Consider the following 15129-nt stretch of genomic DNA (forward strand, 5'->3'; position numbering starts at 1 on the left):
AGCGTTTTTGCGCTCGCCTGTTTTTCCTCAACGTCTTTTGACCGGACATCCACGGATGCCCGGTTTTTGTCGTGCTTTCGAACAGGAGTCTTGATCCATGGCTGAACCTCTTTCCTTGCCACCGGTACCCGAGCCGCCGAAGGGTGAGCGCCTGAAAAACAAAGTCGTGCTGCTCACCGGTGCCGCCCAAGGCATTGGCGAGGCCATCGTCGCGACCTTCGCGTCCCAGCAAGCCAGGCTGATCATCAGCGATATCCAGGCCGAGAAAGTCGAAAAAGTCGCGGCGCACTGGCGGGAACAAGGCGCCGATGTGGTGGCGATCAAGGCCGACGTATCGCGCCAACAGGATCTGCACGCCATGGCCAAATTGGCGGTCGAACGTCATGGCCGAATCGACGTGTTGGTCAACTGCGCCGGGGTCAACGTGTTCCGCGACCCTCTGGAAATGACCGAAGAAGACTGGCATCGCTGCTTCGCCATCGACCTCGACGGCGCCTGGTATGGCTGCAAGGCGGTGTTGCCGCAGATGATCGAGCAGGGCATCGGCAGCATCATCAACATTGCCTCGACCCATTCCACCCACATCATTCCAGGCTGTTTTCCGTACCCGGTGGCCAAGCACGGTTTGCTCGGCCTGACCCGCGCCCTGGGCATCGAATATGCGCCCAAGGGCATTCGCGTCAACGCCATTGCACCCGGTTACATCGAAACCCAATTGAACGTCGACTACTGGAACGGCTTTGCCGATCCTCACGCCGAGCGTCAGCGCGCCTTTGACCTGCACCCGCCAAAACGGATCGGCCAGCCGATCGAAGTGGCCATGACGGCGGTTTTCCTGGCGAGCGATGAAGCGCCGTTCATCAACGCGTCGTGCATCACCATCGATGGTGGGCGCTCGGTGATGTACCACGACTGAGCCTACGGGATTTCAGACGCATGACTACGCCTGAAATTCAATCATCATACGATATGACTATTGGCAGCACGGGTTCAACGCCCATTGGTTTACAAGAACGCTTTCAAAGAACGCTCAAAAAAAAATAACAAGGAGTCAGCTTATGAATCGTCGTCGTGCAATCCGTTCCCTGTGCTGTGCCGCTTTGGCGGTCACCGCGGTCAGCCTGAGCAGCACGCTGCTGGCGGCCGAGGAAGTGAAAATCGGTTTCCTGGTCAAACAAGCCGAAGAGCCCTGGTTCCAGACCGAATGGGCCTTCGCTGAAAAGGCCGGCAAGGAGAAGGGCTTTACCTTGATCAAGATCGCCGTGCCGGACGGCGAGAAAACCCTGTCGGCCATCGACAGCCTCGCGGCCAACGGCGCCAAGGGCTTTGTGATTTGCCCGCCGGATGTGTCCCTCGGCCCGGCGATCATGGCCAAAGCCAAGCTCAATGGTTTGAAAGTGATCGCTGTGGATGACCGTTTCGTCGACGCCGGCGGCAAGTTCATGGAAGACGTTCCCTACCTCGGCATGGCGGCGTTCGAAGTCGGCCAGAAACAGGGCCATGCCATGGCCACCGAAGCGAAAAAACGCGGTTGGGAGTGGAAAGACACCTACGCCGTGATCAACACCTACAACGAACTCGACACCGGCAAAAAGCGCACCGACGGTTCGGTCAAGGCGCTGGAAGATGCCGGCATGCCGAAGGACCACATTCTGTTCGCGGCCCTGAAAACCCTCGACGTACCGGGCAGCATGGACGCCACCAACTCGGCGCTGGTGAAACTGCCGGGCGCGGCGAAAAACCTGATCATCGGCGGCATGAACGACAACACCGTGCTGGGCGGGGTGCGCGCCACCGAAAGCGCCGGCTTCGCCGCGAAGAATGTGATCGGCATCGGCATCAACGGTACCGATGCGATCGGTGAGTTGAAGAAACCCGACAGTGGTTTCTATGGCTCGATGCTGCCAAGCCCGCACATCGAGGGCTACAACACTGCCGCGATGATGTACGAGTGGGTCACCACCGGCACGGAACCGGCGAAGTACACCGCCATGGACGATGTGACGCTGATCACCCGCGACAACTTCAAGCAGGAGCTGGAAAAGATCGGCCTGTGGAACTGAGGGCCGGTTGATTTCATCGGCAGCCCTGATGATGGGGTTGCCTGATCCGTGTGACGAGGTGGTTATGGCGCAAACACAAGTACAACAACGCACTGGCGGTGCTTTCAGGGGCAGTGGCAGCTTGCGCTTCAACGGGATCGGTAAAACCTTTCCCGGGGTGAAGGCGCTCGATGGCATCAGCTTCGTTGCCCATCCGGGGCAGGTTCATGCCTTGATGGGGGAAAACGGTGCCGGTAAATCGACCCTGCTGAAAATCCTCGGTGGCGCGTATATACCGAGCAGTGGCGACCTGCAGATCGGCGAGCAGACGATGGTCTTCAGGTCCACCGCCGACAGCATCGGCAACGGCGTCGCGGTGATCCACCAGGAGCTGCACCTGGTGCCGGAAATGACCGTGGCGGAAAACCTGTTTCTCGGGCATCTGCCGGCGAGCTTCGGCCTGATCAACGGTCGCACCCTTCGCCACCAGGCATTGGCCTGTCTCAAGGGCCTGGCTGATGAAATCGACCCGCAGGAGAAAGTCGGGCGCTTGTCCCTCGGCCAGCGGCAACTGGTGGAAATCGCCAAGGCCCTGTCCCGTGGTGCGCATGTGATTGCGTTTGACGAGCCCACCAGCAGCCTTTCGGCGCGGGAGATCGATCGTTTGATGGCGATCATCGCTCGCCTGCGCGATGAGGGCAAAGTGGTGCTCTACGTCTCCCATCGAATGGAAGAAGTGTTCCGCATCTGCAACGCGGTGACGGTGTTCAAGGACGGTCGCTACGTGCGCACCTTCGAGGACATGAGCCAGTTGACCCACGATCAATTGGTCACCTGCATGGTCGGCCGCGACATCCAGGACATCTACGATTACCGCCCTCGTCAGCGCGGTGCGGTGGCGCTTAAAGTCGACGGGCTGCTCGGGCCAGGCTTGCGCGAGCCGGTGAGTTTCGAAGCCCATAAAGGCGAGATTCTCGGGCTGTTCGGTTTGGTGGGGGCCGGTCGTACCGAGCTGTTTCGCATGCTCAGCGGTTTGCAGCGCAACACCGCCGGACGCCTTGAATTGCGCGGCCACGAGCTGAAATTGCGTTCACCCCGTGACGCCATTGCCGCCGGGATTCTGTTGTGCCCGGAGGATCGCAAGAAGGAGGGCATCATGCCGCTCTCCAGCGTCGCCGAAAACATCAACATCAGCGCTCGCGGTGCCCATTCCACCTTCGGTTGTCTGTTGCGTGGCCTGTGGGAGAAGGGCAATGCCGACAAGCAGATCAAGGCGCTGAAAGTGAAGACGCCGCATGCCGGACAGCAGATCAAGTTTCTATCCGGCGGCAACCAGCAGAAAGCCATCCTCGGTCGTTGGCTATCGATGCCAATGAAAGTGCTGCTGCTCGACGAGCCCACGCGCGGTATCGACATCGGCGCCAAGGCCGAGATCTACCAGATCATCCATAACCTGGCCGCCGACGGTATTTCGGTGATCGTGGTGTCCAGCGACCTGATGGAAGTGATGGGCATTTCCGACCGCATCCTGGTGCTGTGCGAAGGCGCCATGCGTGGCGAACTGAGCCGCGAACAGGCCAACGAAACCAACCTGCTGCAACTGGCTTTGCCGCGCCAACGCGCTGACGGCGTGGCGAACTGAGAGGTGATTATGATGACAATCCAAAACAATGCCCTGCCGACTCCGCGCAAACCTCTGGACCTGCGGCGCTTTCTCGATGACTGGGTCATGCTGCTGGCGGCTGTGGGGATCTTCGTGCTCTGCACCTTGCTGATCGACAATTTCCTTTCGCCGCTGAACATGCGTGGCCTGGGCCTGGCGATTTCCACCACCGGGATTGCCGCCTGCACCATGTTGTACTGCCTGGCGTCCGGGCATTTCGACTTGTCGGTGGGCTCGGTGATCGCCTGTGCCGGGGTCGTCGCGGCCGTGGTGATGCGCGACACCAACAGCGTGTTTCTCGGTGTCTGTGCGGCGCTGGTCATGGGGCTGATTGTCGGGCTGATCAACGGGATCGTGATCGCCAAGCTGCGGGTCAACGCGTTGATCACGACGCTGGCCACCATGCAGATCGTGCGCGGCCTGGCTTACATCTTCGCCAATGGCAAAGCGGTGGGGGTGTCCCAGGAACAGTTTTTTGTCTTCGGCAACGGCCAGTTGTTCGGCGTACCGGTGCCAATTCTGATCACCATCGTCTGCTTTCTGTTCTTCGGCTGGCTGCTCAACTACACCACCTATGGCCGCAATACCATGGCCATCGGCGGCAACCAGGAAGCGGCGCTGTTGGCCGGGGTTAACGTTGACCGGACCAAGATCATCATCTTCGCCGTGCACGGCGTGATCGGCGCGCTGGCCGGGGTGATCCTGGCTTCGCGCATGACCTCGGGTCAGCCGATGATCGGCCAGGGCTTCGAGCTGACGGTGATCTCGGCATGCGTGCTGGGCGGGGTATCGCTGAGCGGCGGGATCGGCATGATCCGGCACGTGATTGCCGGGGTGCTGATTCTGGCGATCATCGAAAACGCGATGAACCTGAAGAACATCGATACGTTTTACCAGTACGTGATTCGTGGGTCGATTTTGCTGTTGGCGGTGGTGATTGATCGTCTGAAACAGCGCTGAGATTTTCGCTGCTCTTACGGGCGCCATCGCGGGCAAGCCACGCTCCCGCAGGTTTTTGCGAAACCTGTGGGAGCGTGGCTTGCCCGCGATGGCGGCATAACTGAATCACTCCCGCTCTCACGAACAATCGCATCCTTCTGTCACCTCCCTTAAATATTCCTTGCCCGCCCCAACCCGTTTCGGGTATCAATTTGTACATGATTAGACAGGTACGATTTGACAAGAAACAACGGGTGGTCGACGAGCTTATACGGCGCATCGAAAGCGGCCTCATGGAGGACGGCTTTCATCTGCCGGGTGAGCATCAGTTGGCTCAAGAATTCAAAGTCAGCCGAGGTACTTTGCGTGAAGCCCTGGCCGAGTTGAAACGGCGCAACTACATCGCGACGCAAAGCGGGGTGGGCTCCATCGTCACTTTCGATGGTGTAGTGCTCGACCAGCGCAGTGGCTGGGCCCAGGCTCTTGCCGATAGTGGCGCGCTGATCAATACCGAAGTGCTGCGGCTGGAGGCGGTGACCCGTCCTGACTTGCTGTCGCGTTTCGGCACCGACCAGTTCATTACCCTCGACCGGCGCCGCCGCTCCAACGACGGCACCCTGGTCTCCCTCGAACGCTCCTTGATGCCCGCCACCGGAGGCCTGGAAAGCTTGCCGCGCGTCGGTTTGATCGACAATTCCCTGACCATCACTCTGGCTGCCTACGGCTATATCGGCGAACGCGGCGATCAATGGATCGGTGCCGAACCACTGAACGCCGAAGATGCCGAACTGCTGGGACGACCGGTCGGCACGGTATTCCTCAAAGCCTTGCGTACGACGTACGACCGGCAAAACCGTTTCATGGAACAGGTGGAAAGCCTGCTGGACCCCATCCACTTCCGCCTGCACCTGCAATTTGGAAACAGTAAATGACCGCACTCAATCATGCCTTGGGTGCGTTCTATGGCCTGGCCCTGGGCGATGCCCTGGGCATGCCGACCCAATCCCTGAGCCGCGCCGAGATCAAGGCGCGCTTCGGCGAAATCACCGACTTGCAAGACGCCGGCCCCTTGCAACCGATTGCCGCCAACATGCCCAAGGGCTCGATCACCGACGATACCGAACAGGCGATCCTGGTCGGCCAGTTGTTGATCGACGGCAAGGGCAAGATCGAACCGGCGCTGCTCGCCCGGCGCTTGATCGAATGGGAAGCCGGGATGCAGGCCAAGGGCTCGCAGGATTTGCTCGGGCCATCGACCAAGCGTGCGATCGAAATGATCCTGACCGGCCATTCGCCGGAAGAGGCGGGGCGTTACGGCACTACCAACGGTGCGGCGATGCGCATCACCCCGGTCGGTATTGCGGCGGACGTCGGCGATCCCGAGGGTTTTATCGACGCCGTGGTGCAGGCCTGCCAAGTCACCCATAACACCACGCTGGGTATTTCGAGCGCGGCGGCGGTGGCGGCGGTGGTCTCGGCCGGGATCAACGGCATGGCGCTGGGGGAGGCGTTGAGCCTTGGCCAGCGAATCGCCCAACAAGCCGAAAGCCATGGTCACTGGGTTGCCGGCGGACGCATTGCCTCGCGCATCAGTTGGGCGTGCAGCATCAGCGTCGACAGCGACAAGGCGTTGCTGGCCGATCTGCTGTACGACGTGATTGGCACTTCGGTGGCGTCACAGGAATCGGTGGTGGTGTCGTTTGCCCTGGCGCAGCAAGTGGCCATCGGCGAGATGAATGCCTTCGACGCACTGTGCATGGCCGCCAGCCTGGGCGGCGACACCGACACCATCGCGGCGATTCTCGGCGCAATGCTCGGGGCTTGCCTGGGCCTTGAGAGTTGGCCGGTGGCGATGGTCGAGACGGTCAAGGCCGTCAATCATTTGGAGCTGGAGCCACTGGTGCAGGGGCTATTGGCGTTGCGTTGATTGGACTGAAGCCATCGCGGGCAAGCCCGCTCCCACAGGTACAGCGTGTTCCTTCAGGCTCGCAGTGACCCTGTGGGAGCGAGCCTGCTCGCGATAGCCACGCTGCACATTGGATTTGATAACCCGCAATGGATCGCACGAGCACGGCCAGGAAAGCCGAGACGTTGTGTCGACTTCCGTATTTGCCCACAACCACAACAAAGGCAGCAGGAGTATTTTTCATGAGTTCATCAAACGTCGGGCAGAACGCCGGACAGCTGGAAACCCGGGGCATCGAACCTGTGCCGGAAGCCGAGTGCAACGGTCATCCCCTGCAGCTGTTCTGGGTCTGGTTCGCCGCCAACATTTCCATCCTCGGCCTGCCTTTGGGCGCGACCCTCGTGGCGTTTCGCGGCCTGGCGATCTGGCAGGCGATCATCGTCGCGATCCTTGGTGCCGCGGGCTCCTTCGCGGTGGTCGGGATCATTTCCATCGCCGGTCGTCGTGGCCGGGCCCCGAGCCTGACTTTGTCGCGCGCTATCTTCGGTGTGCGCGGCAACATCGGCCCGACCCTGGTTTCGCTGATGTCGCGCCTGGGGTGGGAAACGGTCAACACCACCACCGCCGCGTTCGTGCTGTTGTCGCTGTGCTCGATCCTGTTCGGCTCGCCGGTGGAAGCGAAAAGCGCACCGCTGTTGACGTTGCTGTTCATCGCGATTTTCGTGTTGCTGACCCTGTCGGTGTCGGGCCTCGGTCACGCCACGCTGTTGGTGATCCAGAAGTGGGCGACCTACGTGTTCGGCGCGCTGAACATTCTGGTGGGCGGTTTCCTCTGCGCCACCATCGACTGGAGCGCGGTGTTCAACGCCACGCCTGCGCCACTGAGCGCCATGATCATCGGCGTCGGCACCATGGCGGCGGGCACCGGTATCGGTTGGGCCAATGCCGGTGCCGACATGTCGCGCTACCAGCACCGCAGCGTCAAGGCTGTGCGCCTGGTGGCGTCAGCGGCATTCGGCGCGGGCATTCCGCTGGTGCTGTTGATCACCCTCGGCGGCCTGCTGTCGGTGGGCAATAGCGACCTGGCCCAGGCCACTGATCCGATCATCGCGATCCGCGACATGCTGCCGACCTGGATGGCGGTGCCGTACCTGATCACCGCATTCGGCGGGTTGCTGCTGTCGAACAATCTCTCGGTGTATTCCGCCGGCCTGACCACGCTGACCCTCGGCTTGAAGGTCAAGCGTGTCTATGCGGTCGTGGTCGACATCGTCGCGATCTTCGCCGGTTCGATCTACTTCATGCTGATCGCCGACAGTTTCTACGGCCCGTTCATCACCTTCATTTCCCTGCTGGCGGTGCCGATCACCGCGTGGGTTGGGATCTTTGTGGTCGACCTGATCCACCGTCACTACTACAGCCCCAAGGACTTGCTGGATGTCAGTCCGAGCAGCGCCTACTGGTATCGCGGCGGCATCGAGTGGCGTGCTTTCGGGGCCTGGGCGATTGCGATTGTGCTTGGTTTCAGTTTCACCACCATCGGCACCACCGCAGAAAACGTCTGGTTCAAGGGCTTCCTCTCCGACTCGTGGCTGGGCCATAACGGCCTGGGCTGGATCGTGACCTTTGTGGTGGCGGGCGGGATTTATTTTGTACTCGGCGGGGCGAAGGATCGTCGCGCTGCGTTGACCGGGAGTGCGCATGCCTAAGTTGTTGCACACCGGCCAGGTCATCATCGACCTGGTCATGGCCGTGGATAAATTGCCGCAAGCCGGTGGCGACGTGCTGGCGCAGTCCGCCAGTTTCGAAGCCGGAGGTGGCTTCAATGTGATGGCCGCCGCCCGGCGCAACGGTTTGCCGGTGGTCTATCTCGGCCGTCATGGCACCGGGCGCTTTGGTGATCTGGCGCGCGCGGCGATGGATGCGGAGGGCATCCGGATCGGCATCACTCACCGCGCCGAGCGCGACACCGGATTGTGTGTCGCCATCACGGACGCTTCGGCCGAGCGCAGTTTCGTGTCCTACATCGGTGCCGAGGGTGAACTGACTGCCGAAGACCTGGCGAGCGTGTCGGTCGAGGCGGGGGACTATGTCTATGTCAGTGGCTACAGCCTGCTGCACGTCGGCAAGGCCCAGGCGCTGGTGGACTGGGTGCTGGCGTTGCCGAGCGCAATCAAGGTGGTGTTCGATCCGGGGCCGTTGGTGGATTCGCCGGAGGCGCCGCTGATGCAGGCTTTATTGCCACGCATCGACCTGTGGACCAGCAATGCGGTCGAGGCGCTGAAATTCACCGGGGCGTCGGACCTCGCCGACGCGCTGACGCGCCTGACCGACCATCTGCCGCCCACGGTGTTAATGGTGGTGCGCGACGGCCCGCAAGGCTGCTGGATCAGCCAGGGCGCTGAGTGTCGGCATGTGCCGGGCTTCAAGGTCGACGCCGTGGACAGCAACGGTGCGGGCGATGCCCATGCCGGGGTGTTCGTGGCGGGCCTGGCCCAAGGGTTGTCGGCGTTTGATGCGGCGCGGCGGGCGAATGCGGCGGCGGCTTTGGCGGTGACTCGCTGGGGACCCGCCACTTCGCCGGGCACAGCCGAGGTTGATGCATTGGTCAGGCAGTCATTCAACGGCTGAACGGACGCCTTCGCTGGCAAGCCAGCTCCCTCAAGGGACAGTGGTGAACACTTGATTTGTGAACACATTGAAACCCTGTGGGAGCGGGCTTGCCCGCAATGACACCCTCCGATCCACCGCATGATTCGGACTCTAGCCAGCCTTGCGCAACGCCTCAATCAACTCTTGCTTGCGCATGCTGGATCGACCCGGAATTTTCTTGGCCCGCGCTTCCTTCATCAAACTGTCCACGGTCTGCGTATCGCGGGAGGCCTTGCTGTTGCGCGAATGCCCCTCACGACTGGCCACGGCTCGCCGGGCCGATTCCTTGCGATCCTCGGACTTGGCGCTGGCGGGCTTCTTGCGTGCGGATCCTCCGGCGCGTTCGCCGCCGCCGGATTGTTTGTTCACCGTGGCCCAGGCGCGAGCTTCGGCTTCCTCCCTGGACACGCCTTTGCTTTCATAACTGTCTTCGATGTGCTCGGCCTTGCGCTTCTGCTCGGCGGTGTATTTGTCTTTGCTTCCACGAGGCATGGGATTTCTCCTGCTTTCAGGGGGCAACTATTGGCTGATTCCGCCGACTTTGCCCGAGTTACCGCTGGTGCTCGAGCCCAGGCCGCCGCCGGTGTTATCGGGTGTTTCGGTGTCCGGCAAGTCTAATCCGCCCTGGCGTCCGGGGTCGTTGCCCTGGGTGCGTGGATCGGTCCCGGTGGAAGGCGGCAGGCGGTTGTCGATTGCCGTACCGTCGGTGTTCATGCCGGGGGCGCTCTGGATGGCCGGGGCCTTGGGTTTTTCCACTGGGTTAGTGGGGCCAGTGGCCCCGGCGAAGGCGGCAGAGGACAGCAGCGCGGAAAGGGCGAGGGCGGTCAACCGGGACAGGCTCATGGTGTTGTCTCCAATAAATAGAGTCCTGCCTGATTAGTCCGCCCCGGATCTCAATGGGTGCCTCCTTGGCGACGAACGGCTCAGGCGCGCTGCAACGCCTTGACCGCGGTGATTCGGCGCCAGGTCAGGCGCCCGACGGTAATCAACCAATTGAGCGATGCAACCCCCATCACGGTGAGCAGCAGCGTGGCCATGCCGTGTTCGACGATGATTTTCCCGGCCAGCAGTGGAAAACCGAACACGCCGATGAAGTACGACAGGCTGAACAGCAGCAAGGATTGCGCGGTGGTGCCGCTCGGCGCTTCATTGGCGGCCAGGCCGTTGATCACTGAATAGGTCAGGCCGTAACCGATCCCCAGCATCACGGCGGCGAGCACGTAGCTGAAGCCATCGTTGACCATGAATCCGAACATCAGGATCGAACCCAGCATCAATCCCGAAAGCAGGCAGGACGCACGCAGCGGATCGCGCTTGACCACGAATCCGGCGATCAGCAGGCGGCCGCTGATCGCCGCGCTCATGAAACCGAGAAAGAACAGCGAATAGTCGAGCGAGCGCTGCGCCGCGTAGCTGGTTTGAAAACTCGACAGCCCACCGAACACGCAGCCGCCGAGGCCGACCATGATGATCGGGAACACTGCTCTGGACGACAGCACCCGGGCTGCGGCGTGCCAGGAAATCCGCGATACGACGGTCGATTGCGCCGGGGCCGTTTTCAGCTGTCGATCCAGACGCCAGAACAGCAGCACCCCCATGAAGCTGGCCAGCGCCGCCAGGTAAAACGCCGCCGTTACCGGATAGCCGAGGGCACTCGCGGCGCGACCGAGCAACGGACCGCTGCCGATGCCGGTCATCATGCTGCCCGACAGCAGGGCGAAATATTTGGCGCGCTGCGCCGGCGTCACCAGGCTCGCGACGATGATCGGCCCCAGGGTATAGAAAACGCCCCAGCCCAATCCCAGCAACAGCCCGAAAAGCAGCAGCAGATGGCCGAAGCCGGGCGTCAGGGCAAAGCCCAGACTGGCGGCTACCAGCAAGAGGCCGAACAGCGCCACCGAGCGGGCCGCGCCGAGCCAGTCGGACAAGTGGCCGGAGACAATGACCGCGGCAAAGGTGCTGAGCATCGCTGCCGAAATCACGCTGCCGGCATCCTGCTCATTGCCACCGCGAGAGCCGATCAACAGCGACAGCAAAAAGGTCGAACCGTAAGACAGCGACAGCAGATAGCTGGCCAGGCAAAACAGGCCGAACAACTTGCTGGAGACAGGGGGTGTTGCGGTAGACATGACGCGGTTCCTTGACCCGATAAATACGAGGTCATCTATCTATCACGCAAGGCGTCTATGTTGGGTGCGAGGTTCGCGATGCAAGGGTTAGCCAAAGCCGGAGTAATGACCTGTAGCCAGGACGTTCCGTGGCGAGGGAGCAAGCTCCCTCGCCACAAATCGCGCGCCGCCTTAGTATGGCGTTTTCCACTTATGACAAGGCACGTCCATGACGATCGAAATCCGCCCGGCGACCCCCAGTGACGCACCGCAAATCCTCGCGTTCATCACTGAATTGGCCGACTACGAACGTGCCCGCCATGAAGTGATTGCCAGTGTTGCCGACATCGAGCGCAGCCTGTTCAGTGAGGGGGCGACCGCCCATGGCCTGATCTGCCTGCGCGACGGTTTGCCGATCGGTTTCGCGGTGTTCTTCTTCAGCTATTCCACCTGGTTGGGCAGTAACTGCCTGTACCTGGAAGACCTCTACATCACTCCGGAACAACGCGGCGGCGGGGCGGGCAAAACCCTGCTGCGGCATTTGGCGAAAATTGCCTGTGCCAACGACTGCGGGCGCTTCGAATGGAGCGTTCTGGAGTGGAACACCCCGGCCATCGATTTCTACAAATCCCTGGGCGCTCAGCCGCAGGAAGAGTGGGTTCGCTACCGGATGGACGGCAAAGTACTCCGTGAGTTCGCCGAAGGAAATTAAACGCCCACCCCTGTCGGAGCGAGCCTGCTCGCGAAGAAATCGAAAGCACCGCAGGGTGTCAGGCTTCACGCGTTATCGTTGACGACCATCGCTAGCCAGCTAGCTCCTTCAGGGGAATGCATTCCGAGGAGCTAGCGAACGCTGCGATGTTTTTTTTGTCTTTTCTCAATATATGGGATTGATATTTATATATTGAGATTGTTCCGCGTCCGGGTTTATAGTCCAGCTCACTCACTGCCAAAAACCAAAACAGGTGAAGCGATGCTGGCGCAATTGATCGCGCTCGATTGGGGGACAACCTCATTACGTGCTTACAAACTGGCCGAAGGTGGCCAGGTGCTCGAACAGCGGTCGCTGTCGTCGGGGATCATGCAATTGCCCAAGGCGCCGCGCGTCATCGCCGGCCGGGAATGCGCCGACGGCTTTGAACTGGCCTTTGACCAGGCCTGCGGTGACTGGCTCGACGAACAGCCCGGCCTGCCGGTGATTGCCTGCGGCATGGTCGGCAGCGCCCAGGGCTGGCGCGAAGCGGCCTACCGCGATACGCCGGCAAACGTCGCGACCCTCGGCACCGCCCTGCAAACCGTACGCAGTCTTCGCGGTGTCGACGTGCACATCGTGCCGGGTGTGATCCAGCGCACGCGCTTGCCCAACGTGATGCGCGGCGAAGAAACCCAGGTGCTCGGTGTGCTGCAAACGCTGCCGGACGAGGCGGGCACCGATCTGTTGATCGGCCTGCCGGGCAGTCATTCGAAATGGGTAGAAGTGGCCAACGGCTGCATCATCCATTTCGATACCTTCATGACCGGCGAGATCTTCGCTGTGCTCAGCGAACACAGCATTCTGGGGCGCACCCAGCAACGTGGCGGATCGTTCGATGGCGAAGCTTTCGATCGCGGCGTGCAGGTGGCGTTGTCGGGCGACGGCGAGATTGGCGTGCTTTCTACAGTGTTCAGCGCTCGCAGCCTGGGGCTGACGGGTGAACTGAGCGCCACCGCACAAGCCGATTACCTGTCCGGGCTGCTGATCGGTCATGAGCTCTCGGCGCTGGCCAGTCTTCAGCGCCGTCGGCGCAACACGGTGCACCTGCCGTCGATCATCCTCATCGGCAATTCCCAACTCTGTGCGCGTTACAGCCGAGCCCTCGACGCTTGCGGTTTCGCCCGGGTGACCCAGGCCGAGCAGGCCACCGAACGCGGGTTGTGGCAACTGGCGCTGGCCGCCGGACTGGTCACGCCCAACCCATCCCGATAAACCTGACTGGAGCTCTGACATGCTCAAACAAGCACTGGCGCAAAACGGTCTGATCGCGATTTTGCGTGGCCTGCGTCCGCAAGAAGCTGCGGCCATCGGCGAAGTCCTGTACGCCGCCGGATTTCGCGTCATCGAAGTGCCGCTCAATTCCCCCGAACCCTACGAAAGCATCCGTATCCTGCGCAGCACCTTGCCCGCCGATTGCCTGATCGGTGCGGGCACGGTGCTGACGCCGGAACAGGTCGAACAAGTGAAAGCGGCGGGCGGTCAGGTGATCGTCATGCCCCACAGCGATCCCAAGGTATTGCGCGCCGCGAAGGCAGCGGGGCTGTACCTGTCGCCGGGTGTCGCCACGCCGACCGAAGCCTTCGCGGCACTGGCCGAAGGCGCAGACATCCTGAAGATGTTTCCGGCCGAACAGATGGGGCCGGCGGTCGTCAAGGCGTGGCTCGCGGTGTTGCCGGCGGGAACGATTCTGGCACCGGTCGGTGGCATCACCCCGGACAACATGCAGGTGTTCATCGATGCCGGCGTCAAAGGCTTTGGCCTCGGCTCCGGGTTGTTCAAACCAGGCATGACTCCTGCGCAAGTGGCGGCCAATGCCAAGGCCTATGTCGCTGCCTGGAAATCCCTTCGCTAAGACGTTTGGCGCTGCGTGCGCTGCATCTGAATAAGAGAGACAAGAAGATGAAAATCACCAAACTGACCACCTTCATCGTTCCGCCGCGCTGGTGCTTCCTCAAGGTCGAAACCGACGAGGGCGTGACCGGTTGGGGCGAGCCCGTGGTCGAAGGCCGCGCTCACACCGTGGCGGCCGCCGTCGAAGAATTGTCCGACTACCTGATCGGCAAAGACCCACGCAACATCGAAGACATCTGGACCGTGCTTTATCGCGGCGGCTTCTACCGGGGCGGTGCGATCCACATGAGCGCACTGGCCGGCATTGACCAGGCGTTGTGGGACATCAAGGGCAAGGCGCTGGGTGTTTCGGTCAGCGATCTGCTCGGCGGCCAGGTACGCGACAAGATTCGTGTCTATTCGTGGATCGGCGGCGACCGTCCGGCGGATACCGCGCGGGCGGCAAAGGAAGCGGTGGGGCGCGGTTTCACCGCCGTGAAAATGAACGGCACCGAAGAGCTGCAGTTCCTCGACACCTTCGAGAAAGTCGACCTGGCCCTGGCCAACGTCGCGGCCGTGCGTGACGCGGTGGGCCCGAACGTCGGCATCGGCGTTGATTTCCATGGTCGGGTACACAAGCCCATGGCCAAGGTGCTAATGAAGGAGCTTGACCCGTACAAATTGATGTTCATTGAAGAGCCGGTGCTCAGCGAAAACTACGAAGCATTGAAGGAATTGGCGTCACTGACCAGCACGCCGATAGCCCTGGGTGAGCGCCTGTTTTCCCGTTGGGATTTCAAACGCGTGCTCAGCGAAGGCTACGTCGACATCATCCAGCCCGATGCGTCCCACGCCGGCGGCATCACCGAAACCCGCAAGATCGCCAACATGGCCGAAGCCTATGACGTGGCGCTGGCGCTGCATTGTCCGCTGGGTCCGATTGCGCTGGCCGCCTGCCTGCAACTGGATGCGGCCTGCTACAACGCGTTCATTCAGGAACAGAGCCTGGGCATTCATTACAACGAGAGCAACGATCTGCTGGATTACGTCAAGGATCCGCGGGTGTTCGACTACGACAAAGGCTTCGTGAAAATCCCCAACGGTCCGGGCCTGGGTATCGAGATCAACGAGGAGTACGTGATCGAACGCGCAGCCGTCGGCCACCGCTGGCGCAACCCGATCTGGCGTCATGCCGATGGCAGTTTTGCCGAGTGGTGAGTTCCTCCTGACACATA

At 61.5% G+C, this 15129-nt stretch carries 15 protein-coding genes; 12 read left to right on the forward strand and 3 right to left on the reverse strand.

Annotated features, from left to right (window positions below):
* Positions 1–97 precede the first annotated feature (97 nt).
* From F7R06_RS19410 to F7R06_RS19445, 8 genes are all read left to right on the forward strand, one after another.
* Positions 98–916, forward strand: a complete 819-nt coding sequence (locus tag F7R06_RS19410; protein WP_090317755.1) for an SDR family oxidoreductase — start codon at positions 98–100, stop codon at positions 914–916.
* A gap of 142 nt (positions 917–1058) precedes the next feature.
* The gene (locus F7R06_RS19415) at positions 1059–2063 is read left to right on the forward strand and encodes a substrate-binding domain-containing protein (RefSeq protein WP_090317759.1); all 1005 of its coding nucleotides are present in this window, start codon (positions 1059–1061) and stop codon (positions 2061–2063) included.
* Between the two features lie 64 nt (positions 2064–2127).
* Positions 2128–3684: an L-arabinose ABC transporter ATP-binding protein AraG gene (gene araG / locus F7R06_RS19420; protein ID WP_090317765.1), complete on the forward strand. Its 1557-nt coding sequence runs from the start codon at positions 2128–2130 to the stop codon at positions 3682–3684.
* Between the two features lie 12 nt (positions 3685–3696).
* The gene (gene araH, locus F7R06_RS19425) at positions 3697–4665 is read left to right on the forward strand and encodes an L-arabinose ABC transporter permease AraH (protein ID WP_090318377.1); all 969 of its coding nucleotides are present in this window, start codon (positions 3697–3699) and stop codon (positions 4663–4665) included.
* A gap of 197 nt (positions 4666–4862) precedes the next feature.
* Positions 4863–5576: a GntR family transcriptional regulator gene (locus F7R06_RS19430; protein ID WP_090317767.1), complete on the forward strand. Its 714-nt coding sequence runs from the start codon at positions 4863–4865 to the stop codon at positions 5574–5576.
* Positions 5573–6571 (forward strand): ADP-ribosylglycohydrolase family protein, encoded by a 999-nt coding sequence (locus F7R06_RS19435; protein WP_090317769.1) that lies wholly within the window; start codon positions 5573–5575, stop codon positions 6569–6571. The genes F7R06_RS19430 and F7R06_RS19435 overlap by 4 nt, the downstream gene beginning before the upstream one ends.
* A gap of 221 nt (positions 6572–6792) precedes the next feature.
* Positions 6793–8259, forward strand: coding sequence for a purine-cytosine permease family protein (locus F7R06_RS19440; protein ID WP_090317771.1), 1467 nt, complete (start codon positions 6793–6795; stop codon positions 8257–8259).
* Positions 8252–9181, forward strand: coding sequence for a PfkB family carbohydrate kinase (locus tag F7R06_RS19445; RefSeq protein WP_090317772.1), 930 nt, complete (start codon positions 8252–8254; stop codon positions 9179–9181). The genes F7R06_RS19440 and F7R06_RS19445 overlap by 8 nt, the downstream gene beginning before the upstream one ends.
* Positions 9182–9313: 132 nt before the next feature.
* Here the strand turns inward: F7R06_RS19445 and F7R06_RS19450 are convergent, their stop codons facing one another.
* From F7R06_RS19450 to F7R06_RS19460, 3 genes are all read right to left on the reverse strand, one after another.
* The gene (locus F7R06_RS19450; RefSeq protein WP_090317773.1) at positions 9314–9694 is read right to left on the reverse strand and encodes a Rho termination factor N-terminal domain-containing protein; all 381 of its coding nucleotides are present in this window, start codon (positions 9692–9694) and stop codon (positions 9314–9316) included.
* 27 nt (positions 9695–9721) lie between these two features.
* Positions 9722–10045: a hypothetical protein gene (locus F7R06_RS19455; protein ID WP_090317774.1), complete on the reverse strand. Its 324-nt coding sequence runs from the start codon at positions 10043–10045 to the stop codon at positions 9722–9724.
* A gap of 80 nt (positions 10046–10125) precedes the next feature.
* Positions 10126–11331, reverse strand: coding sequence for an MFS transporter (locus F7R06_RS19460; RefSeq protein ID WP_090317775.1), 1206 nt, complete (start codon positions 11329–11331; stop codon positions 10126–10128).
* Positions 11332–11539: 208 nt separating this feature from the next.
* Here F7R06_RS19460 and F7R06_RS19465 point away from each other — a divergent pair, with 208 nt between their 5' ends.
* From F7R06_RS19465 to dgoD, 4 genes are all read left to right on the forward strand, one after another.
* Positions 11540–12022 carry a GNAT family N-acetyltransferase gene (locus F7R06_RS19465; RefSeq protein WP_056855912.1) on the forward strand — a complete coding sequence of 161 codons (483 nt, stop codon included), beginning with the start codon at positions 11540–11542 and terminating at the stop codon, positions 12020–12022.
* Between the two features lie 261 nt (positions 12023–12283).
* A complete protein-coding gene (locus F7R06_RS19470) occupies positions 12284–13276 on the forward strand; it encodes a 2-dehydro-3-deoxygalactonokinase (RefSeq protein ID WP_090317777.1) in 993 nt (330 codons plus the stop codon).
* Positions 13277–13295: 19 nt separating this feature from the next.
* Entirely contained in the window at positions 13296–13916 is a 621-nt protein-coding gene (locus tag F7R06_RS19475) for a 2-dehydro-3-deoxy-6-phosphogalactonate aldolase (protein WP_090317780.1), read from the forward strand.
* Positions 13917–13963: 47 nt separating this feature from the next.
* Positions 13964–15112 (forward strand): galactonate dehydratase, encoded by a 1149-nt coding sequence (dgoD, locus tag F7R06_RS19480; protein WP_090317783.1) that lies wholly within the window; start codon positions 13964–13966, stop codon positions 15110–15112.
* Positions 15113–15129: the final 17 nt, after the last annotated feature.

This window comes from Pseudomonas moorei (genome assembly GCF_008801475.1).
GTDB classification, from domain to species: Bacteria; Pseudomonadota; Gammaproteobacteria; order Pseudomonadales; family Pseudomonadaceae; genus Aquipseudomonas; species Aquipseudomonas moorei.